Genomic DNA, 20630 nt, shown 5'->3' with positions numbered 1-20630 from the left:
GTACTAAAAAAGTAAAGCCTCCAAAAGTACTTAACTTAAGAGGCTTTTGTCATGAAAAAAGTAAGGATTGTTAATCGATATAGAATATATACCCAACGTTCACCCAATAGATCCAGTCGTTTGCTTTGTTCTCTGGGACTTCTACAACTCCGTTATTATCGAATGACGGATTTAAACCATCTACCCAGTTCGAAAAGTAATACTGCCATCTGCTGTCTAACATAAGATCACTCACCGGACTCAATTTATAGCGAACACCAACGCTTCCTACGACAGACCACGTTGAGTCTCCTTCTTGTTGGAATGCGTTAAAATATTTTGGAGGGGTGGTTATAGGCGTGTTCAGTGCACCAAGATCACTTGAAGCTTCAGGATCGAAATTTACCCAATGTACTCCCAAACTAATAAATGGCGCAACGCTTCCCGGGCGTGCGGCAAAGTCACGAATACTCAAAGGGAAATACTCTAATTGAGATCCAATGTCCAGCACGGTTGTTGAGCCCATCATCGCTCTAAGCTGATCGGCTGTTAAGGATGTTCGATCGGGATCGACCCACTTTCCAAAATGTTCAAAATTGGTCTTGTGATAATCTATTTCGTTTCGAATTTTGAAGTGGTCGTTAAAATAGGTGTCTCGAGTATAACAGTTACAATCGGCACGATATGAGAAGTTAATATAGTGCACGATACCAATACCGTAGCCTACATTATTAATGTTGGTCTCAAAATTATTTCTTTGTCCGTAATCTGAATAAAAAGTGACGGGACCTGTGATAACACCAAGCTCGTGAGAGAAGCCAAACTGGCTATAAACTTCCTGTTTTGCATATACTAGGAAGAAAAATACCACTAGCAATATCCTGGTATTCATTGTAGTTTAGGTTTAGATTGAGACGTAACAAATATATAAAAACATATGAAACAGTGAAATATAATAGTAATATTTAGCTATTTAATAAAAAATTAGCATCCAATTTTTAGATTGTACTTATATTTGTTCCCTAGTTAACAATAACGATTTCAATAAAGTATTTCTACATGAAACAAAGCATAAAAGACTTCATTTCAACCGTTGAGCAATCCAATCCGAATGAGCCGGAATTCATCCAGGCAGTAACCGAAGTTGCAGAAACGGTCATTCCATTTATAGAGAAGAACGAAAAATACCAAAATAAAAAATTGTTAGAGCGTATGGTTGAACCGGAGCGTTCTATTTTATTCCGTGTGCCTTGGACCGATGATGCAGGGGAGATACAGGTTAACAGAGGATATCGAGTTGAGTTCAACTCAGCGATAGGACCTTATAAAGGAGGGCTTCGCTTTCATCCATCCGTGAACTTGAGCATATTAAAATTCTTGGGCTTTGAGCAAACTTTTAAGAACAGTCTTACTACGTTACCTATGGGCGGTGGAAAAGGCGGAAGTGATTTCAACCCAAAAGGGAAAAGTGATGCTGAAGTAATGCGTTTTTGTCAGAGCTTTATGACCGAATTAGAACGCCATATTGGTCCAAATACCGATGTGCCGGCTGGTGATATTGGTGTTGGAGGAAGAGAAATTGGGTATATGTTTGGCCAGTATAAGCGCTTGCGAAATGAATTTACAGGAGTTCTTACAGGGAAAGGACTTTCTTATGGTGGCTCACTAATTCGACCTGAGGCAACAGGATATGGGAACGTATACTTTGCCAAGAACATGTTAGAAACTCGTGGGGAAAGCTTTAAAGGAAAGACCGTAGTTATTTCTGGTTCGGGGAACGTAGCACAATACGCAGCCGAAAAAGCACTAGAGTTTGGTGGTAAAGTAGTGACCTTCTCAGATTCGTCTGGGTATATCTATGATAAAGATGGAATAAATACCGAGAAACTTGCGTTCGTGATGGAATTGAAGAACGTAAAGCGGGGGCGAATTAAAGAATATGTCGATAAATATCCGGGAGCTTCTTATCATGAGGGAGACCGCCCGTGGAGCGTAAAATGTGATATCGCATTACCATGTGCGACTCAGAACGAGCTAAATGAAGAAGAAGCCAAGACGTTAGTCGATAATGGATGTTTCTGTGTTGGAGAAGGTGCTAATATGCCTTGTACACCGGAAGCAATCGCAGTCTTCCAAGAGGCGAAGATCTTGTTCTCGCCCGGGAAAGCCTCAAATGCTGGTGGCGTTGCAACTTCAGGTTTAGAAATGTCACAAAACTCATTGCGATTAAACTGGACCGCCAAAGAAGTAGACGAAAAACTTCACGGAATCATGAACGATATTCACGCAGCATGTGTGCAATACGGCAAGGATGGTGATGGTTATGTAGACTATGTAAAAGGAGCTAACGTAGCAGGCTTTGTAAAAGTGGCCGATGCTATGCTCGCTCAAGGAGTTGTATAAACTTTTTTAAATTATTGTAGCGAAAAGGTTGCCTTAAAAGGCAACCTTTCTCATTTTTGCAATAATTCCTATTTTCGGATGTTATAATACATGAAATTAGCTACCTAATATGAAGCAGATTCTTTATTTGTTAGTTTGCCTACTAACCGTTTCATTGCATGCTCAAAATTTTGAAGATAGCTGGGTTGGCCACTTTTCGTATGTTTCAGTTAAAAGTATCTCACAAGGGAACGGTAAAGTATATGCAGGTGCAGAAAACTCTGTATTTACCTACGACCTTACTTCCAAAGATTTAGAGACCCTATCGACCATTAACGGACTTTCGGGTGAAATGATCTCTACGGTATATTATAGCGAAGATTTTAATTTGTTGGTGATTGGATACGAAAATGGATTAATTGATATTGTTCTAGATGGAGAAGAAAATATACTTACGGTAGTCGATATACTAGATAAACCAACCATTCCACCGGATCGAAAACGAATTAATCACTTCTACGAATACAACGGTAATCTTTACATCGCAGCTCAATTTGGTATTTCAGTATACGATCTGTCTGCACTCGAATTTGGCGACACCTATTTTATAGGCGATCTGGGCGCACAAATAGATATTACTCAAACCACTGTAAAGCCACCTTTTATTTATGCTTCATCTTCAAACGGAGGCGTAAGACGTGCGTTGGTGGAAAACGATAATCTTATTGATTTTGAGCAATGGAATACACTGGCAAATGGAAATTATATTGGGATTCAGGCGATTGGTGATGAGGTCTATATCGCTCGATCAGACGATCGTATTTTCCGTTTCACACCAGGCTCCGGATTTGTGACCGTTGGGAATCTTTCTAGCCCAATAGTAGATTTTGGTGTTCAAGAGAACGTATTAACCATTACAACAACCGATTTTATTAATGCCTATGATGAAGCATTTAATCAGGTCGCTAGTGTAACATCCCTTCCTGAATTCGATTTTAAATTACAAGCAGGATATGTATTCAATTCTGTTTTTTACTTAGGTACCGAAGAAAAAGGAATGCTCGAAGTGCCGTTTGGATCTAATCAAGCCGAACAATTACTCCCAAATGGTCCTATTTTAAATCAGGCCTTTGCCATGGATTTTGAAAATGGTCAATTATGGACCGCCTTTGGAGATGTGGACGCTGTTTTCGACCCATTTCCTCGGAAAAGTAGAGGGATTAGCAATTTTAGAGATGAAACTTGGACGAACATTCCTTTTGACGCCCTTTTTGGCGCCACCGATCTTGTAAATGTCGTGATTAACCCGAACGATCCAACAGAGGTGTATCTGTCGTCCTACGGCGAAGGTTTGCTCAAGATAAACGATCAAACCCCCGAGGTTTTATTTAATCAGAATAACAGTAATAATGTGTTGGTAGAGACCTTCGCAAATAATGGAGATAGAGAAGGTGTTCGAATATACGGTGCCGAATTCAATCGTGAAGGGGATCTTTGGTTTGTGCAATCTCGTAGAGATAGAGGACTTATTAGATTAACTTCCGGAGGTCAGTTTCAAGCTGTTGATATTACTCCTATTGAAGACGATGCCGAAACCTTATTAGCACTCGGTGATCTTAGTGTAAGCAGAGAAGGATATGTGTTCTTTGCTGCCGTAGGAAGTGGGGTCATAGGTTACAACCCAACAAACAATAAATTCAACAAGATTGGTAACGACGTAGGAAACGGGAACCTACCCACGAGCAATGTTAGTGCTTTAACGTTCGACAATAATAATCGATTGTGGATAGGAACGTTACAAGGGGTGCGAGTGTTTTTTAATGTAGGAGGCTTCTTTGAAGAAAATGCGAATACCGAATCACAGGAAATTATTATTCTAGAGGATGGTATTCCGCAAGAATTCTTATTCGATATAGCCATTACCGATATCGAAGTCGATGGAAGTAATAATAAATGGATCGCCACAGGATCATCCGGGGTCTTCTATGTTTCACCAAACGGACAAGAAACGTTGCTGCGATTTACTAAAGATAATTCGCCCCTTCCCACAGACGTTGTACTAGACATCGCCATCGACGATATTTCCGGTACAGTGTATTTTGCTACCGATAATGGGATCGTTGCTTTTGAGGGTAGTTCAACGGCACCTCGTGACAATCTCGAAGAAGTGTACGCCTTTCCAAATCCGGTACGCCCCGGCTTTGAAGGGAATGTGACGATTGACGGCCTTACAGCGAATGCCAATGTTAAAATCACCGATATAGAAGGCAATTTGGTCTTCGAAGAAACCAGCGAAGGTGGAAGTGTACTTTGGGACACAACGGCTTTTGGACGCTATAAAGTACGTTCGGGAGTGTATATGGTGTTGATCACAACCGATGATGCTCTTGAGACCAAGGTTTCTAAAATCATGATAGTGCGCTAATGGTCGTAACTACCAAAGCTATTGTTCTTTCTGCTATTAAATATGCCGAAGCCGATCTTATTGTTAGTTGTTATACGGAGGGCTACGGACTTAAAAGCTACTTACTGCGCGGGGTTTTAAAGTCTAAGAAAGGGGCACTCAAAACTTCTTATTTTCAACCATTGACCCAACTTGAAATAGTTGCGGTACACAAGGATAAAGGTACTTTAGAAAGGATTAAGGAGGCAAAGATCGCACAGCCGTATAGATCACTACACACCCATGTGGTAAAAAGCGCCATAGTTTTGTTTCTTTCTGAAATGCTTAAGAACGCCATTCAAGAAGAAGAAGCTAATCCGCCACTATTTCACTATTTAGCACAATCCTTTTATTGGCTTGATAATCACGAACAGGTGGCTAATTTCCATCTTCTTTTTCTTCTGAAGCTTTCAGCCTATCTTGGTTGCTATCCCGATGCCTCCAATATTGATGCTCCATACTTTAACCTTTCCGAAGGAAACTTTCAAGAAACAGATTCAGGTCTTTATTGCGAAAAAGGTCCGGCCGTTGCTGTATTTAAAGGGCTTTTCGGCATAGATTTTGATAGTTTACCGCAAATAAAATTAACCAAATCTGAACGAAAGCATACTTTGAATTTGCTCTTAGTGTATTATCAATTACATTTGCAGGGCTACAAAAAACCAAGGTCGCTTTTGGTGCTTAATCAACTATTCAACTAGAAATGAGAATACCGCTACTGCTGCTATTTGTTTTACTTTCACTCACCGCAACCGCCCAAAAAATCCAAGTATTAGATAAAGAGACCGACCTTCCAATTTCGGGTGTGGCTGTCTATAATTCAGATCAAACTAAAACCGGAGTAACCGATTTTGACGGCTTTGTAGATATTTCAAGTTTCGAGGCAGATGAACTAATCACTTTTCAACATATTTCACATCTTACCGATAGCTTTACCAAAAGTGCTATCCTAGCTTCGGGAAGCACAGTATATTTAGAAACAAATGCCTCTACCTTAGATGAGATCGTGTTATCGGTTTCAAAGTTCGGGCAGAACAAACGTGATATTCCGCAGCAAATAGAGAGTGTCACGAGCGAAGATATCAGCTTTTCAAATCCGCAAACCGCAGCCGATTTACTTGAAACCAGCGGCCAGGTCTATGTTCAAAAAAGTCAATTGGGAGGTGGTAGTCCGTTAATTCGAGGTTTTTCTACCAATCGACTATTGATCACCATAGATGGCGTACGATTTAATACGGCTATTTTTCGTGGAGGAAATGTTCAGAACGTGATTTCTATCGATCCATTTGCAATCGATAGAACCGAAGTGATTCTAGGTCCGGGATCTGTCGTCTACGGAAGTGATGCCGTTGGGGGTGTAATGAACTTCTATACGAAAAAACCTAGCTTTTCTTTTGATGAAGGAATGAGTTTTTCCGGAAATGCGATTGGACGCTATGCAACAGCAAATAATGAAAAGACAGGTCATATCGATTTTAATATCGGAATGAAAGAGTGGGCGTTTCTAACCAGTGTGAGTTACAGCGATTTTGATGATCTAAAAATGGGGAAATACGGCCCGGATGATTATTTGCGTCCGGAGTATGTGGTAACAGAGAACGGTCAAGATATGGTCGTTGAAAATGATGACCCAAGAGTACAAGTGCCTACAGGTTATAATCAGATCAATACCATGCAGAAAATTCGGTTTATGCCGTCAGACCATTGGGATTTTAACTTAGGCTTGTTCTATACCACCACAAGTGATTACCCGCGTTACGACCGACTTATAAGACGTAGAGATGGAATGCTTCGATCGGCCGAGTGGTTTTACGGCCCTCAAGAATGGTTAAGCGGAAACTTGCAAATAACAAATAAATCTGAAGCTACGAGCATCTACGACGAAAGTAGACTTACACTTAGCTACCAGCGCTTCAAAGAAAGTAGGAATGACCGTGATTTTGGGGACACCATTCTATTTGAAACCGACGAACAAGTAGATGCCTATTCGGCCGGATGGGATTTTACGAAGAAATTCAATGCGGTTACCGTTTTTTATGGACTGGAGTATGTGTTCAACAAAGTAAATAGCGTAGGACAACAAACCGATATTACAACTAATACCTCTACGCCAGATGCATCTCGTTATCCCGACGGTGCTACTTGGCAATCGCTAGCGGCTTATAGTAGTTTACAATGGAAAATTGCCGATGACCTTTCATTTCAAGGAGGGCTGAGATACAATCACGTTATGGTCGATGCACAGTTCGATACCGATTTCTATGATTTTCCTTTTTCCGAAGCGAATATAGATACAGGTGCACTAACCGGAAGTGCAGGATTGGCTTGGAATCCTTCGGAGATATTAGGCTTAAAAGCTAATTTTTCGACCGCTTTTAGAGCCCCGAATATAGATGACGTTGGAAAGATCTTCGACAGCGAACCGGGCAGTGTAGTTGTTCCTAATCCGAACCTAAAACCTGAATATGCGTACAATGGCGAACTAGCTGCTACACTAAATTTTAATAATGTAGTAAAGCTAGAAGTTGCCACCTATATGACCCAATTAGAAGACGCATTGGTGCGACGTGATTTCTCAATTGGCGGTCAATCGGTGATCGAATATCAAGGAGAACCGAGTAATGTACAAGCGATTCAGAATGCCGCGATGGCTGAGGTATACGGATTTGAAGCGGGGCTGGAAGTGAATTTTACGAACGCTCTTCAACTTACCTCACAGTATAATATTACCGATGGTTTCGAAGAGGACGATGCCGGCATCCAAAATCCAATTCGTCATGCAGCGCCTCAATTCGGTAATACACACCTTACTTTCACCAAAAATAAATGGAAACTAGATGCCTTCGCCGAGTACAACGGGCAATTCGATTTTGAAGATCTGGCGCCTAGCCAGCAAAACAACGATTTTTTGTATGCAAGAGATGAAAATGGAAATCCTTTTTCTCCAAGTTGGTATACTTTAAATTTTGGTGCACAATACGAAATTACCGATGACTTGAAAGTTACTGGTGTCTTAGAGAATATAACGAATCAGCGTTATCGTCCGTATGCTTCAGGGATTGCTGCGCCGGGAACTAATTTGATCCTTTCGGCACACTACAAACTCTAAGAACCGAGCTTTTTCCGAAGCAATACTAAGAACGCTTGGCGTTTTCTTTAATAGCTGCTACTACTTCCGGATTTAATAAGGTGCTAATATCGCCTAGATCGTCTGTGGTGCCTTGCGCAATCTTCCGAAGTATGCGTCGCATGATCTTTCCGCTGCGTGTTTTAGGCAATCCATCGGTAAATTGAATGGTTTGCAATTTTGCTATGGGCCCAACATGTTGGGTGATCAGTTCATTAATTTCTTTTTCTAGGGTTTCCTCAGATTTCGCTTTGTTTTTTAATGATACAAATCCGTACAATGCATTACCCTTAATATCGTGCGGAACGCCTACAACTGCACTCTCGGTCACATCCGGGTGTTCATCGATCGCGTCTTCAATGGGAGCCGTGCCTAAATTGTGTCCCGAGACTATGATTACATCGTCCACTCGCCCTGTGATCCTGTAGTAGCCCGCTTTATTCCGAAATGCGCCATCTCCTGTAAAATAATGATTTTTAAAGGTTGAAAAATACGTAGCCTTATAGCGTTCATGATTTCCCCAAATAGTTCGTGCCATACCCGGCCACGGAAATGCAATACAGAGCTTTCCACTGGCAGGACTGTCGCTCATCACCTCGCCTTCTTCGTTCATTAATACCGGTTGTATGCCCGGCAAAGGTAGGGTAGCAAAAGTGGGAATAATACGTTTGGTACTGTTGGGTATCGGACTTATCATAATGCCACCGGTTTCGGTTTGCCACCAAGTATCGACTATTGGACAGTTTTTGTTGCCGATATGTTCATTGTACCAATGCCAGGCCTCTTCATTTATAGGCTCTCCAACCGTTCCTAACACTTTTAAAGAAGAAAGATCGTTTTGGGTTACATGAGCTATATCCTCTTTGGCGAGAGCACGAATAGCGGTAGGAGCAGTATAAAATTGTGTGACTTGGTGTTTTTCCACCAGTTGCCAAAATCGACCGTAATCAGGATAAGAAGGGACTCCCTCAAAGAGTACGGTCGTTGCTCCATTTGCTAATGGGCCATAAACAATGTAACTATGTCCTGTAATCCAGCCTATATCGGCAGTACACCAATACACATCATCTTCGGTATATTGAAATACATTTTTAAATGTATAAGCGGTATATACCATATACCCGGCCGTGGTATGTACCATGCCTTTGGGGATCCCGGTAGAGCCGGAAGTGTATAGTATGAATAAGGGATCTTCGGCATTCATAGAAACAGCCGCGCAGTCTTTGCTTGCTTGGTCGAGCAAGGGTTGCAGCCAGAAATCACGACCCTGTTTCAAATGCACATGGGATTGGGTACGCTTAGCTACTAAAACTTTATGAACATTGGGGCAGGATTCTAAGGCGTTATCTACGATCTCTTTAAGATGTATTGTTTTATTTCCTCGGAAAGCTCCGTCACTTGTAATCACTAATTTGCAATCACAATCATTGATTCGGGTTGCTAATGCTTTTGCTGAAAAGCCTGCGAACACTACAGAATGTACTGCTCCGATACGCGCACAAGCTAAAACGGAAACCGCCAATTCGGGGATCATGGGCAAATACAAACACACGCGATCACCTTTTTTTATGCCTTGTTGCAGCAGTACGTTTGCAAACTTACATACCCGTTCATGCAATTCAGTATAAGAAATATGTTGGGCCGGCTCGTTAGGCTCGTTAGGTTCAAAAAGGATGGCGGTCTTATTAGCACGTTGTTCTAAATGACGATCGATACAGTTTTCGGTGATATTCAGTTTGGCGCCTTCAAACCATTTTACTTCCGGTTTTGTGAAGTCCCAGTTTAACACGGAATCCCACTTTTTTTTCCACACAAAATGAGTGGATGCGATCTGTTCCCAAAATGCTTCCGGTGATTCGATCGACGCCTTATAGGCGGCCTTATAATCTTCATGGTTTTGTAAGTGGTAATACTTCATGATAAAAGTTAATTAATTCCCTTTCCGAAGGTAAGCATATATCCGTCAGGGTCCAACACATCAAAGTCTCGCATCTTATATGCTCTGTCGCCTATGGGGGTATAAATTTCAACGTTTTTAGTGCGGAAGGCGTTGTAAACCGCATCAACATCGTGAACAAAGATCGAAATAGCCGGATGAACTTGTAGTTTCTTGATTGTAGTTTCTGAAAGCGATAGATGAATACTAACACCATCTCTTTTTAGAACGGCATATGTGATAGGATCCATCCAACTAAACGTACACTTAAACTCGAGTTGCTTCGTATAAAATTCGAGAGAAGTGTTCATGTTTGAAACCAAAAGGATGGTGGTCGCATGAGAAAATTGTTCATTTGGTGATGACATTGATATAAGGCTTGCCCTAAGATAATTAATTTCTGAAACATAGGCAGTGACCCGGTTTGGCTACGGTAAGCGAATTTTATTAGACGAAAACAAACAATTACAAACGATTGTAAACAACTATAAACGAAAGTAAGTAGGTAACAACCGACTCGTAATTGAAGCCTGTTCTATGTTTGTACCGTTGAATCATGGTGGTTCAATATATCTTAACTGTTTAACATTAAAATTTAGAAATTATGAACACGCTTAGAAACAAAGTACAGTTGATTGGAAACTTAGGAAATGACCCGGAGATCATTAATTTAGACTCCGGAAAGAAACTTGCAAAATTTAGTGTCGCTACTAACGACAGCTACAAGAACCAACAGGGTGAACGTGTCACAGACACACAATGGCACAATGTAGTGGCATGGGGGAAGACCGCAGATATAATCGAGACCTACGTGACCAAAGGAAAAGAAGTGGCGATCGAAGGAAAGCTAACTTCAAGAAGTTACGAAGACAAAGAAGGGCAGAAACGATACGTGACCGAGATCGTATGTAACGAACTGCTCATGCTTGGAGGTAAATAATTACCTTACTCCCTATAAAAAATATCCCTGCTACGGCGGGGATATTTTATTTATGACTTAGTTGATTTATCAGCACTTAATTCTAATCCGAGTGTTTCCCAACGCTGTTCTCGTACCGCTTTAGGGAGATCGAAACAAGGACAACGTTTGCATCGCTTGTGTTCGCCTTTTTTGCGATACTTTTCACAGCATTCTTTTTTAAGACCTTTTTTCTTTTTGTCTCCCATTAAAAATAAATTTCTTGCGCCAATCGAAAGGTATTGGCATGTGCTTCAATGATCGTTTTGATCTCAGGCGAATATCCACCTCCCATACTTACTTGCACCGGTATTCCGGCATCCTTAAACTGTTGTAAGGCAAAACGATCTCGTTCCTTGCATCCGGCTATCGAGCAACTTAATTTTCCTAATTTGTCGGTTTCCAAAATATCAACTCCGCTTAAATAGAAAATAAAATCGGGTTGCTCTTTATCTATTAACTTCGGAAGCGTTTTATACAACAACGATAAGTAGGCATCATCATTGCTTCCGTCGGGAACCGCGATATCTAGATCGCTTTGTTCTTTTCTAAACGGATAATTACCGGCACCATGCATGGAAAATGTAAATACCGAGGGATCGTCCTTAAATATCTGGGCAGTACCATTTCCTTGATGAACATCTAAGTCGACCATCAATATTTTCTTAGCCTTACCCTCCAGTTGCAAATATTTCGCGCCAATAGCTTGGTCGTTGAACAAGCAAAAAGCTTCTCCGTGATCGGTGTAGGCATGATGGGTTCCACCCGCGGTGTTCATTGCGATCCCATTTTGCAGCGCATAATCGCAACCAACAATAGTACCTTGCGTAATACGGTGCTCACGCTCAACTAATTTTTCAGAAAGAGGAAAGCCTATTTTCCTAATTTCACTTTTAGACAGTGAAAGTTCGCGAAGCGCTGTAACATATTCTTGCGTATGGACGGCTAAGATATATGCATCGGTTGGATCTTCCGGGGTAAAGAAATTTTCAAGCGTACAGCTACCTTCATGCAGCAATTGCCGGTAAAGCAGTTCGTATTTAGACATTGGGAATCGATGCCCCAATGGCAAATTGTGTTTAAATATGGGATGATAGGCAACTTTAAGCACAATATAAAATTAGGTGAAGGCGCTTAGTTTATTATAAATCGGACATTCTTTATAACCAACTACTAAAGTACTCACACAAGTTCCTTCCGAAGTATACCAAATTAAGATCTTTTCTAGACCACTGCGATTAGTCGGTAAAATAAGTAAGTTCGTACACTTGTGTTAGGTACAATTTTTTGAGGCGGGCAATATATTAAAATTAAGTAATGGTGGCTCCGTTGGTGACACCACTTTCATCCGGGTTTACGAATTGTAATTTGCCGTCGGGAGTTTCGGTCATTAGTATCATTCCTTGACTTTCTACACCTCGCAAGGGGCGAGGTGCCAAATTAACCAAAACGGTAACTTGTTTACCTACGATCTCTTCCGCAGTAAAACTTTCTGCAATTCCCGAAACAATAGTTCGAACATCTATCCCTGTATCGACCTTTAACACCATTAGTTTTTTGGTCTTTGGCATTTTTTCGGCCTCAACAATGGTACCTACGCGCATATCGAGTTTTGTAAAGTCATCAAATTGAATAGTCTCCTTTTGCGGAGTAACGGTTGCATTCGTCATTTCGTTTGCTTTTTTACTGGCTTTTAGTTTGTCCAGTTGTTGTTGTATTTGGGTATCTTCTATTTTGCTGAAAAGCAATTCGGCTTTGTTGATCGTGTGTCCCGGGGCTAGTAGTTCCTCGGTTTGAGAGATGTCCTTCCATCCTAAGTTTTTAGTGGTTGAGCCGTTGTCATCTTGTTGGGCCGTATTTAGCCCAAGCATTTGTTTTAAGGTGGTTGATGTAAACGGCAAGAAAGGCTCACTTAATACGCTTAATGCGGTCGCAATTTGAAGTGCAACATACATGACTGTCTTGGTGCGTTCTTCGTCGGTTTTGATCGATTTCCACGGTTCTTCGTCTGCTAGGTACTTGTTTCCTAATCGGGCAAGATCCATGAGTTTGCCTTGTGCTTCTCTAAAACGGTAGCGTTCTAATGAGCTGGCAATTACCTCCGGGTACGCGCGTAATTCTTTTAGTGTTTCTTTATCTACTTCGGAAAGGTTTGATGCCGCCGGAGCAATTCCGTTATAATATTTATGAGTAAGTACTACGACGCGATTTATAAAGTTTCCGAAGACAGCAACCAACTCATTGTTGTTCCTAGCTTGAAAATCGGCCCAAGTAAAGTCATTGTCCTTGGTCTCTGGTGCATTGGCTGTTAAAACGTAGCGTAAAACGTCCTGCTGATTGGGAAAATCTTCCAGATATTCATGCAGCCAAACCGCCCAGTTCTTGCTGGTTGAGATCTTGTTGCCTTCGAGATTTAAAAACTCGTTTGCGGGCACATTGTCGGGTAACGTATAGCTCCCGTCTGCCTTTAGCATACTTGGAAAAATAATACAATGAAACACGATATTATCCTTCCCTATAAAATGAAGCAGTTTTGTATCCTCAGCTTTCCAATAGGGTTTCCAATCTTTTCCTTGTTGTTCTGCCCATTCTTTGGTGGCCGAGATATAACCAATGGGTGCGTCAAACCAGACGTACAGCACCTTTCCTTCGGCACCTTCAATGGGAACGGGGATTCCCCAGTCCAAGTCACGAGTAACCGCCCTAGGACGTAAACCGTCATCTATCCACGATTTACATTGTCCGTACACATTGGTTTTCCAGTCTTTTTGATGTCCTTTTACGATCCAATCTTTCAACCAACTTTCGTACTTATCCAACGGTAAGAACCAATGCTTGGTCTCTTTTAACACCGGTTTGTTTCCACTTATTGCACTTTTGGGATTAATAAGGTCGGTTGCGTTATGGGAAGTTCCACACTGTTCGCATTGATCTCCGTAACTTTCTTCGTATCCACATTTGGGGCAGGTTCCAACCACGAATCGATCGGCTAAAAATTGTTGAGCGTCTTCATCGTATAATTGTTCAGTAACTTCTTCGACAAATTTACCATCCTCATACAATTTTTTAAAGAACTGTGATGCTGTTTGGTGATGAATAGGAGCAGAAGTTCGCGAATAATTATCGAAAGTGATTCCGAAGTCCTCAAACGATTGCTTAATAATCGCGTGGTATTTATCTACTACCTGTTGTGGCGTTATCCCTTCTTTTTTGGCCTTAATGGTAATTGGCACACCGTGCTCGTCGCTGCCACATACAAAGGCTACGTCCTTTCCTTGCAGACGTTGAAATCGGGCGTAAATATCGGCAGGCACATAAACACCTGCTAAGTGACCAATATGAACCGGACCATTGGTGTAAGGCAATGCGGCCGTGATTGTATATCGTTTAGGAGATTGCGTCATATTTTTTGGAAAAGCACAAAATTACGTATAAATGTGCTAATTTGTGTCGATAACTCACGCAGATTCTAAATTGAATGATCACACCACCTTATTTGAAAAAAGGCGATACAGTTGCTATCGTGTCAACCGCAAGAAAAATCGCTAAACAGGAATTAGAACCCGCACTAGATCTATTAAAAGAGTGGGGTTTAAATGTGGTGCTGGGCGAAACCGTAGCGGCAAGTGATAGGCAGTTTGCCGGTAACGATGAAATGCGAATTAAAGACTTTCAGCAAGCACTAGACGATTCTTCGATCAAGGCGATATGGTGTGCTCGTGGGGGATATGGTACGGTGCGGATCATCGATGCGTTAGATTTTTCTAACTTCAAACAATATCCAAAATGGATAGTAGGTTATAGCGATATTACGGTGCTTCATTCACATATTCATTCCTTCGGAATAGCCACCTTGCATGCCCAAATGCCATTAGAGATCGAGAAGAAATCGGAAGCTACTGTTTCGACACTAAAGCAAGCACTGTTCGGAAAGTTACAACCTATAACCTTTGCTTCCGAAGAAAAATTAAATCGGACAGGAACTGCCCAAGGCGCTCTAATAGGAGGGAATTTATCGATACTGTATTCACTTTGTGGGAGTGCTTCTGCAATACAGACCCACGGGAAGATTCTTTTTTTAGAAGATTTGGACGAGTATCTATATCATGTCGATCGAATGATGCAAAATTTAAAACGGAATGGAATGTTAGAGCATTTAGCAGGCATGGTGGTTGGCGGATTGAGTGACATGAACGACAATACGATTCCCTTCGGAAAAACCGCAGAAATGATCGTTGCCGAAGCGGTATCGGAATACGACTTTCCGCTCTGTTTTCACTTTCCGGCCGGGCATGTAACCGATAATCGTGCACTTGTATTTGGGAATGAAGTTCGGTTAGAGGTTTCAGATCGGAGAATTGAACTCAATTTTTTGTAACTTTCCACTCCTTCACTAGTAACATTCGGTTGCGTGCGACTCCCTCTTAATTTCGACCAATGGCGAATCATAACGACTTGGGCCATCAAGGGGAACAGCTTGCGGTAGACTATCTTTTGAAACAAGGCTATTCTATATTAGCGCGCAATTATAGGTTTCAAAAAGCAGAGATCGATATCATTGCACAAAAAAACAGTGTGCTAATAATCTTGGAAGTAAAAACTCGTAATAGTTCCTTTTTTGGAGACCCTCAAGAATTTGTCACTCCCGGCAAGATCAAATTATTGGTAAAAGCAGCCAATGAATATGTGCTCACAAACGAACTCACCTTGGAAGTTCGTTTCGATATAATTGCCATCTTAAAAAATAGGCATATCGAGAAGATCGAGCATTTTAAAAATGCGTTTTATCACTTTTAGAAAACAGACTATTTTTCGGGAGTAATTATTTTTAATAAGGATTCTAAGGTGTCCGGTTTGCTCACTATTGTTTTGTCTTCATCAAGTACAAAATAGGTGGGGGTAGCAGAGATGTTGTATAAATTTCCAATCTCATTATCCCATTTATTAAGCCCTAGCACATTTGTAAAGTTGGGTAGTGAATCGGTAGCTTGTTGCCATGCTTCGGCATCTTCTTCTAATCCAATGGCCAATACCTTAAGGTTACTGTCGTTAAGCACTGAAAGATAATTATGTAAAATCGGTATTTCCTGTAGGCAATGCGAACAGCTGCTACTCCAAAACACTAAAACGTAGGTTTCTGCCTTATCTAGTTCGTGCAGCTGTTGGGTTGTTTTTTGACCCATTTCAGAAGTCTCCCAAGAAAAATTAGGCGCAGTGCTACCAATCGAAAGACTGGTAAATGTAAATAATTGATTCGCAAGTTGGGTGTCGTTCGTCTGCTTTGCCAATGGAATAAGATGTGTTGTTGCGATGTAATTTGCTGCAGGTAAAAAGGCTTCACTTATAGACAGTTGCTGCCAAATATCAAAGAGCAACTGTTTCTTAAATTCGGGGTCGGCACCATCCATTTTGGCAACTAGGGTGTCTGCGGGAGCTTGGTAATCGTATAGTTCGTTTAAAAATTTAGAAGACACAATTAAATATCCATAGGCGAGATCACTTAAAAAGGTGGTGCCTTGTATCACCGTATCGTTAAAATCGATCGCATCCAAAAAGTGATCGATCACTTTTTGACCGTAAACTTCTTGAGATTCAAATTTTTTGGGTATGTAGAATTTAAATGCTTTGATAAAGTGATTTGCCAGCATTCCTTCCGATTCTTGTTCGGCTTGGTTATGTAATAGACTTAGGCGTTTGAAGGCTGCCATGATCTTTTCTTTATTAGGGGTTTCAGCCTTGTATAATTCAGATATCTCTTTTTGGATCGCTTGATAGTTCTCAAAGTAAGTACGCCATTGCTGGTTTTCTTCGGAAGCTGTAAACGAGACACCTTCAGCTTCAGTGAACTGAAAAGAAATATCTTCTTCTCCATTATAGAACAACTCGAAATTAAATTCTTCTTGTGGCAGGCTGTACACTAATTGGTAAACACCTTTGGCGGCATTTTCGTCCAGCTGTAATTGAAAGCTCCCGTCTTCTTCTATATTGGTGTCGGCGGTATAGCTAAGCCCGGTAGGCGTAACCTGATACAGAATCACGAATTTATATTTCTTGGCCACAGGGAAAGTGCCTTGAATTGAATGTTGAGACCACACATACATTGGGATGAGAAGCAAGCAAAATAGTAGCGAACGCATTTTCCGGTTTTTGGCTAAAGTACATAAAAAAAGCTTCAGAGATTCTGAAGCTTTGTACCTTGGGTGGGAATCGAACCTGCCTGCCTGCCGGCAGGTCTACACGCGTAATTAGGTGTGATTTATTTTTTCAGTTTTTCTTTTCCGCTACCTGATTTCCAATATTTTTCACGAAACCGTGCTTCTTTTCTGGTGCTACATTCTTCGACTTAGATCAACGAAAAAGGGCGATAGGGTTTAGTGGTTTTTTCATACCCACTATTGTGTTGAGCAATTCTTCTATTGAGGTTATTGGTTAAGCCAACATAGATATATTTTCTCTCAATACTTGATAAGGCATACACATAAAACATAAAAACTCCCCTTTTTCTGGGGAGTTTCTCTGTACCTTGGGTGGGAATCGAACCTGCCTGCCGGCAGGCAGGCCCACACGCGTAATTAGGTGTGATTTATTTTTTTAACTGTTCCTTTCCGCTACCCGATTTCCAATATTTTTCACGTAACCGTGCTTCTTTTCTGGTGTTACATTCTTCGACTAAGATCAACGAAAAAGGGCGATAGGGTTTAGTGGTTTTTTCATACCCATTATTGTGTTGAGCGATTCTTCTATTGAGGTTATTGGTTAAGCCAACATAGATATACTTTCTCTCAATACTTGATAAGGCATATACATAAAACATAAAAACTCCCCTTTTTCTGGGGAGTTTCTCTGTACCTTGGGTGGGAATCGAACCTGCCTGCCGGCAGGCAGGCCCACACGCGTAATTAGGTGTGATTTATTTTTTTAACTGTTCCTTTCCGCTACCCGATTTCCAATATTTTTCACGTAACCGTGCTTCTTTTCTGGTGTTACATTCTTCGACTAAGATCAACGAAAAAGGGCGATAGGGTTTAGTGGTTTTTTCATACCCATTATTGTGTTGAGCGATTCTTCTATTGAGGTTATTGGTTAAGCCAACATAGATATACTTTCTCTCAATACTTGATAAGGCATATACATAAAACATAAAAACTCCCCTTTTTCTGGGGAGTTTCTCTGTACCTTGGGTGGGAATCGAACCCACACTCTCGAAAGAACTGGATTTTGAATCCAGCGCGTCTACCAATTCCGCCACCAAGGCAAATGGGAGGCAAAAATAAACAATTAATTGTAAATTGTTAGTAAATCGATACTTCAAATTTTAAAAAACAGCTGATTTAATTTTTACATTTGCAGACAGTATAAACACACAACTTTATTATGTCCAACACTACGCCACCCCCTAAGATTTTCGCTTGTAAACAAAGTCAGTCACTAGCAAAAGACATTGCCAAGGCGTTTGGAGCCGATTTGGGGAATGTTATTACCTCCACCTATAGTGATGGAGAATTTCAGCCATCTTTTGAAGAGTCGGTGCGTGGAAGCCGTGTGTTTATTATAGGATCTACGCATCCAAATAGCGACCATTTAATGGAGATGCTATTAATGCTGGATGCAGCAAAACGTGCGTCTGCGCGACATATTACGGCTGTGTTGCCTTATTTTGGCTGGGCACGACAAGACAGAAAAGACAAGCCTCGGGTTCCTATTGCAGCCAAGTTGGTCGCAAAAATGCTTGAAACAGCAGGTGCTACAAGGATCATTACCATGGATTTGCATGCAGATCAAATTCAAGGATTTTTTGAGAAACCGGTGGACCACTTGTTTGCATCCACTATCTTCTTACCGTATCTCCGCAAGTTGAATCTCGATAATCTTACCATTGCCTCACCGGATATGGGTGGCTCTAAAAGAGCGTATGCCTATTCCAAAGCACTAGAATGTGATGTGGTAATTTGCTACAAGCAACGAGAAAAGGCAAATATAATTTCGCATATGGAGCTTATTGGGGACGTGGAAGGTAAGAATGTGGTCTTAGTAGATGATATGGTCGATACGGCAGGCACATTAACAAAGGCAGCCGATCTAATGATGGAACGAGGGGCTATAAGTGTACGAGCCATTTGTACTCATCCAATCTTATCTGGAAGTGCCTACGAACGTTTGGAAAATTCGAAATTAGAAGAGTTGATCGTAACCGATTCTATCCCACTAAAACAAGAAAGCCCTAAGGTTCGCGTGCTAACTTGTGCCAATCTCTTCGCCGATGTTATGTTAAGTGTACATAACAACAACTCAATTAGTTCCAAATTTTTAATGTAGTCCATTTCTACACGAGAATCTTCTCTTAAAAACTTGGTATTCAACTTCTGTTATTGGTAAAAAAGCGCTACATTTGCAGCCGCTTAAAAGCTAAGCGATTTATTAATTTCAAAAAAATACAATGAAATCAATTACAATCAACGGATCTAAAAGAGAAAGCGTGGGCAAGGTTTCGACCAAGGCTTTACGTAATGCTGGAAAGGTTCCTTGCGTGGTATACGGAGGGGATGAACCAATACACTTTTCAGCAGACGAACTTTCATTCAACAGCTTGGTGTACACCCCAGACGTGCATACAGTTGTACTTGAATTAGACAATGGAACGAAAGTGAATGCTATTTTGCAGGACATTCAGTTTCACCCTGTAACCGATAGAATCTTACATGCAGACTTCTATCAAATATTTGATGACAAAGAAGTGATGATGGAAATTCCTGTACGCGTGGTTGGAAACTCTAAAGGAGTTAAAAACGGTGGAGTACTGCGAATTGTAAATCGTAAATTAAGAGTAAAAGCTATTCCTGAAAATTTACCAGATTTCATCGAAGTAGATATTACTGAAATGAAAATTGGAGATATTAGAACTGTAGCCTCTGTACAAAGTGATGACTACAAAATCCTTCACGAAGAAAACAGAACAATTTGCCAAGTGAGAACATCACGTACCGCAATTGTTACCGAAGTGGATGAAGATGAAGAAGGAGAAGAAGGAGAAGTTGCTGCAGACGAAGTACCTGCAACTGAAGTTTCAGACGAAGCAGCAGTTAAGGAATAAATTCCTAATTGCAAGATATATCAAAAGCATTCCGTTAATTCGGGATGCTTTTTTTATTTTTACTGAAGAAATGACTCCCAAATGCTTTCATTTTTTAGAAAATTATTTTCTTCAGAAACAAAACAATTCATCACGGAAGATGATCCTATGAAAAAATTCCTCATAGCGGGCTTGGGAAATATTGGCCCCAAATACGAACATACGCGACACAATATCGGTTTTAAGATCTTAGACCATTTAGCTGAAACCGAATCCTTACCATGGGAAACCCAAAAACTAGGCGCAATTACCGTACATAAAAAGAAAGGTAGGAGTTTTTTGCTTTTGAAACCTAGTACGTATATGAATTTAAGCGGAAAAGCTGTACAATATTGGTTGCAAAAAGAAAAGATCCCGCTGGATAACCTATTAGTGGTTACCGATGATCTGAATCTTCCCTTCGGAACGATTCGCGTAAAAACAAAAGGAAGTGACGGCGGGCATAACGGACTTAAAGATATTCAGCATACCTTACAAACCACAAACTATAACCGATTTAGATTTGGAATTAGTGATGCTTTTACCAAGGGTCGTCAAGTGGACTACGTTTTAGGAGAATGGTCACCGGAAGAGGAAGATAAACTTCAAGAACGATTGGAAAAAAGCGTACAAGTTATCGAATCGTTTGGACTTGCTGGAGTGAAGAATACTATGAATCAATTTAACGGAACCTAA

At 40.9% G+C, this 20630-nt stretch carries 20 protein-coding genes and 1 tRNA gene; 10 read left to right on the top strand and 11 right to left on the bottom strand.

Features of this window, described 5'->3' with window-relative positions; all coding sequences use genetic code 11:
• Nucleotides 1-70: 70 nt before the first annotated feature.
• The gene (locus DWA30_RS10495) at nt 71-871 is read right to left on the bottom strand and encodes a THC0290_0291 family protein (RefSeq protein ID WP_114492492.1); all 801 of its coding nucleotides are present in this window, start codon (nt 869-871) and stop codon (nt 71-73) included.
• 167 nt (nt 872-1038) lie between these two features.
• Here DWA30_RS10495 and gdhA point away from each other — a divergent pair, with 167 nt between their 5' ends.
• From gdhA to DWA30_RS10475, 4 genes are all read left to right on the top strand, one after another.
• A complete protein-coding gene (gene gdhA / locus DWA30_RS10490) occupies nt 1039-2382 on the top strand; it encodes an NADP-specific glutamate dehydrogenase (RefSeq protein WP_114492491.1) in 1344 nt (447 codons plus the stop codon).
• A 109-nt stretch (nt 2383-2491) separates the two neighbouring features.
• The gene (gene porZ, locus DWA30_RS10485) at nt 2492-4786 is read left to right on the top strand and encodes a type IX secretion system anionic LPS delivery protein PorZ (protein ID WP_114492490.1); all 2295 of its coding nucleotides are present in this window, start codon (nt 2492-2494) and stop codon (nt 4784-4786) included.
• Nucleotides 4786-5505: a DNA repair protein RecO gene (gene recO, locus DWA30_RS10480; protein ID WP_114492489.1), complete on the top strand. Its 720-nt coding sequence runs from the start codon at nt 4786-4788 to the stop codon at nt 5503-5505. The genes porZ and recO overlap by 1 nt, the downstream gene beginning before the upstream one ends.
• Nucleotides 5506-5507: 2 nt before the next feature.
• Nucleotides 5508-7913, top strand: coding sequence for a TonB-dependent receptor (locus DWA30_RS10475; RefSeq protein ID WP_114492488.1), 2406 nt, complete (start codon nt 5508-5510; stop codon nt 7911-7913).
• 25 nt (nt 7914-7938) lie between these two features.
• Here DWA30_RS10475 and acs read toward each other — a convergent pair whose 3' ends face one another.
• Nucleotides 7939-9849, bottom strand: a complete 1911-nt coding sequence (acs, locus tag DWA30_RS10470) for an acetate--CoA ligase (protein ID WP_114492487.1) — start codon at nt 9847-9849, stop codon at nt 7939-7941.
• An 8-nt stretch (nt 9850-9857) separates the two neighbouring features.
• Nucleotides 9858-10235 carry a VOC family protein gene (locus tag DWA30_RS10465; protein WP_114492486.1) on the bottom strand — a complete coding sequence of 126 codons (378 nt, stop codon included), beginning with the start codon at nt 10233-10235 and terminating at the stop codon, nt 9858-9860.
• A 236-nt stretch (nt 10236-10471) separates the two neighbouring features.
• Here DWA30_RS10465 and DWA30_RS10460 point away from each other — a divergent pair, with 236 nt between their 5' ends.
• Entirely contained in the window at nt 10472-10807 is a 336-nt protein-coding gene (locus DWA30_RS10460) for a single-stranded DNA-binding protein (RefSeq protein ID WP_114492485.1), read from the top strand.
• 50 nt (nt 10808-10857) lie between these two features.
• On the opposite strand, the gene DWA30_RS13335 is transcribed toward DWA30_RS10460, so the two are convergent.
• The 3 genes from DWA30_RS13335 to metG form a co-directional block, all read right to left on the bottom strand.
• Nucleotides 10858-11034 carry a hypothetical protein gene (locus tag DWA30_RS13335; protein WP_168421766.1) on the bottom strand — a complete coding sequence of 59 codons (177 nt, stop codon included), beginning with the start codon at nt 11032-11034 and terminating at the stop codon, nt 10858-10860.
• Entirely contained in the window at nt 11034-11936 is a 903-nt protein-coding gene (locus DWA30_RS10455; protein ID WP_114492484.1) for a histone deacetylase family protein, read from the bottom strand. The genes DWA30_RS13335 and DWA30_RS10455 overlap by 1 nt, the downstream gene beginning before the upstream one ends.
• Nucleotides 11937-12135: 199 nt before the next feature.
• On the bottom strand, nt 12136-14229 hold the full coding sequence (gene metG / locus DWA30_RS10450) for a methionine--tRNA ligase (protein WP_114492483.1): 2094 nt from the start codon (nt 14227-14229) through the stop codon (nt 12136-12138).
• A gap of 74 nt (nt 14230-14303) precedes the next feature.
• On the opposite strand from metG, the gene DWA30_RS10445 reads away from it, so the two are divergent.
• On the top strand, nt 14304-15203 hold the full coding sequence (locus DWA30_RS10445) for a S66 peptidase family protein (protein ID WP_114492482.1): 900 nt from the start codon (nt 14304-14306) through the stop codon (nt 15201-15203).
• 59 nt (nt 15204-15262) lie between these two features.
• Entirely contained in the window at nt 15263-15622 is a 360-nt protein-coding gene (locus DWA30_RS10440) for a YraN family protein (RefSeq protein ID WP_114492481.1), read from the top strand.
• Nucleotides 15623-15630: 8 nt separating this feature from the next.
• On the opposite strand, the gene DWA30_RS10435 is transcribed toward DWA30_RS10440, so the two are convergent.
• The 5 genes from DWA30_RS10435 to DWA30_RS10415 form a co-directional block, all read right to left on the bottom strand.
• Nucleotides 15631-16962: a TlpA family protein disulfide reductase gene (locus DWA30_RS10435; protein ID WP_114492480.1), complete on the bottom strand. Its 1332-nt coding sequence runs from the start codon at nt 16960-16962 to the stop codon at nt 15631-15633.
• A 206-nt stretch (nt 16963-17168) separates the two neighbouring features.
• Entirely contained in the window at nt 17169-17312 is a 144-nt protein-coding gene (locus tag DWA30_RS13565) for a GIY-YIG nuclease family protein (RefSeq protein ID WP_317048349.1), read from the bottom strand.
• 96 nt (nt 17313-17408) lie between these two features.
• Complete coding sequence (locus DWA30_RS10425) at nt 17409-17639, bottom strand: GIY-YIG nuclease family protein (RefSeq protein ID WP_114492479.1); 231 nt, start codon at nt 17637-17639, stop codon at nt 17409-17411.
• A 96-nt stretch (nt 17640-17735) separates the two neighbouring features.
• The gene (locus DWA30_RS10420) at nt 17736-17966 is read right to left on the bottom strand and encodes a GIY-YIG nuclease family protein (protein WP_114492479.1); all 231 of its coding nucleotides are present in this window, start codon (nt 17964-17966) and stop codon (nt 17736-17738) included.
• 32 nt (nt 17967-17998) lie between these two features.
• Nucleotides 17999-18080 (bottom strand) — tRNA-Leu (locus tag DWA30_RS10415).
• A gap of 119 nt (nt 18081-18199) precedes the next feature.
• On the opposite strand from DWA30_RS10415, the gene DWA30_RS10410 reads away from it, so the two are divergent.
• The 3 genes from DWA30_RS10410 (at nt 18200) to pth (ending at nt 20630) form a co-directional block, all read left to right on the top strand.
• Nucleotides 18200-19141 (top strand): ribose-phosphate pyrophosphokinase, encoded by a 942-nt coding sequence (locus DWA30_RS10410; protein WP_114492478.1) that lies wholly within the window; start codon nt 18200-18202, stop codon nt 19139-19141.
• A 121-nt stretch (nt 19142-19262) separates the two neighbouring features.
• On the top strand, nt 19263-19916 hold the full coding sequence (locus tag DWA30_RS10405; protein WP_114492477.1) for a 50S ribosomal protein L25/general stress protein Ctc: 654 nt from the start codon (nt 19263-19265) through the stop codon (nt 19914-19916).
• 81 nt (nt 19917-19997) lie between these two features.
• Nucleotides 19998-20630 (top strand): aminoacyl-tRNA hydrolase, encoded by a 633-nt coding sequence (pth, locus tag DWA30_RS10400; RefSeq protein ID WP_114492476.1) that lies wholly within the window; start codon nt 19998-20000, stop codon nt 20628-20630.

It is taken from the genome of Candidatus Ulvibacter alkanivorans, assembly GCF_003333325.1.
Classification (GTDB): domain Bacteria; phylum Bacteroidota; class Bacteroidia; order Flavobacteriales; family Flavobacteriaceae; genus Ulvibacter_A; species Ulvibacter_A alkanivorans.
This window is presented reverse-complemented; position numbering and strand designations above follow the sequence as displayed.

Bases quoted from the DNA above. Each gene is read 5' to 3' on its own strand.
- DWA30_RS10420 (WP_114492479.1), bottom strand. From the start codon at position 17,966: ATGTTTTATGTATATGCCTTATCAAGTATTGAGAGAAAGTATATCTAT.
- DWA30_RS10475 (WP_114492488.1), top strand. From the start codon at position 5,508: ATGAGAATACCGCTACTGCTGCTATTTGTTTTACTTTCACTCACCGCA.
- acs (WP_114492487.1), bottom strand. From the start codon at position 9,849: ATGAAGTATTACCACTTACAAAACCATGAAGATTATAAGGCCGCCTAT.
- gdhA (WP_114492491.1), top strand. From the start codon at position 1,039: ATGAAACAAAGCATAAAAGACTTCATTTCAACCGTTGAGCAATCCAAT.
- DWA30_RS10405 (WP_114492477.1), top strand. From the start codon at position 19,263: ATGAAATCAATTACAATCAACGGATCTAAAAGAGAAAGCGTGGGCAAG.
- porZ (WP_114492490.1), top strand. From the start codon at position 2,492: ATGAAGCAGATTCTTTATTTGTTAGTTTGCCTACTAACCGTTTCATTG.
- DWA30_RS10435 (WP_114492480.1), bottom strand. From the start codon at position 16,962: ATGCGTTCGCTACTATTTTGCTTGCTTCTCATCCCAATGTATGTGTGG.
- DWA30_RS10445 (WP_114492482.1), top strand. From the start codon at position 14,304: ATGATCACACCACCTTATTTGAAAAAAGGCGATACAGTTGCTATCGTG.
- DWA30_RS13565 (WP_317048349.1), bottom strand. From the start codon at position 17,312: ATGTTTTATGTGTATGCCTTATCAAGTATTGAGAGAAAATATATCTAT.
- DWA30_RS13335 (WP_168421766.1), bottom strand. From the start codon at position 11,034: ATGGGAGACAAAAAGAAAAAAGGTCTTAAAAAAGAATGCTGTGAAAAG.
- pth (WP_114492476.1), top strand. From the start codon at position 19,998: ATGCTTTCATTTTTTAGAAAATTATTTTCTTCAGAAACAAAACAATTC.
- DWA30_RS10425 (WP_114492479.1), bottom strand. From the start codon at position 17,639: ATGTTTTATGTATATGCCTTATCAAGTATTGAGAGAAAGTATATCTAT.
- DWA30_RS10440 (WP_114492481.1), top strand. From the start codon at position 15,263: ATGGCGAATCATAACGACTTGGGCCATCAAGGGGAACAGCTTGCGGTA.
- recO (WP_114492489.1), top strand. From the start codon at position 4,786: ATGGTCGTAACTACCAAAGCTATTGTTCTTTCTGCTATTAAATATGCC.
- DWA30_RS10465 (WP_114492486.1), bottom strand. From the start codon at position 10,235: ATGTCATCACCAAATGAACAATTTTCTCATGCGACCACCATCCTTTTG.
- DWA30_RS10410 (WP_114492478.1), top strand. From the start codon at position 18,200: ATGTCCAACACTACGCCACCCCCTAAGATTTTCGCTTGTAAACAAAGT.
- DWA30_RS10460 (WP_114492485.1), top strand. From the start codon at position 10,472: ATGAACACGCTTAGAAACAAAGTACAGTTGATTGGAAACTTAGGAAAT.
- metG (WP_114492483.1), bottom strand. From the start codon at position 14,229: ATGACGCAATCTCCTAAACGATATACAATCACGGCCGCATTGCCTTAC.
- DWA30_RS10495 (WP_114492492.1), bottom strand. From the start codon at position 871: ATGAATACCAGGATATTGCTAGTGGTATTTTTCTTCCTAGTATATGCA.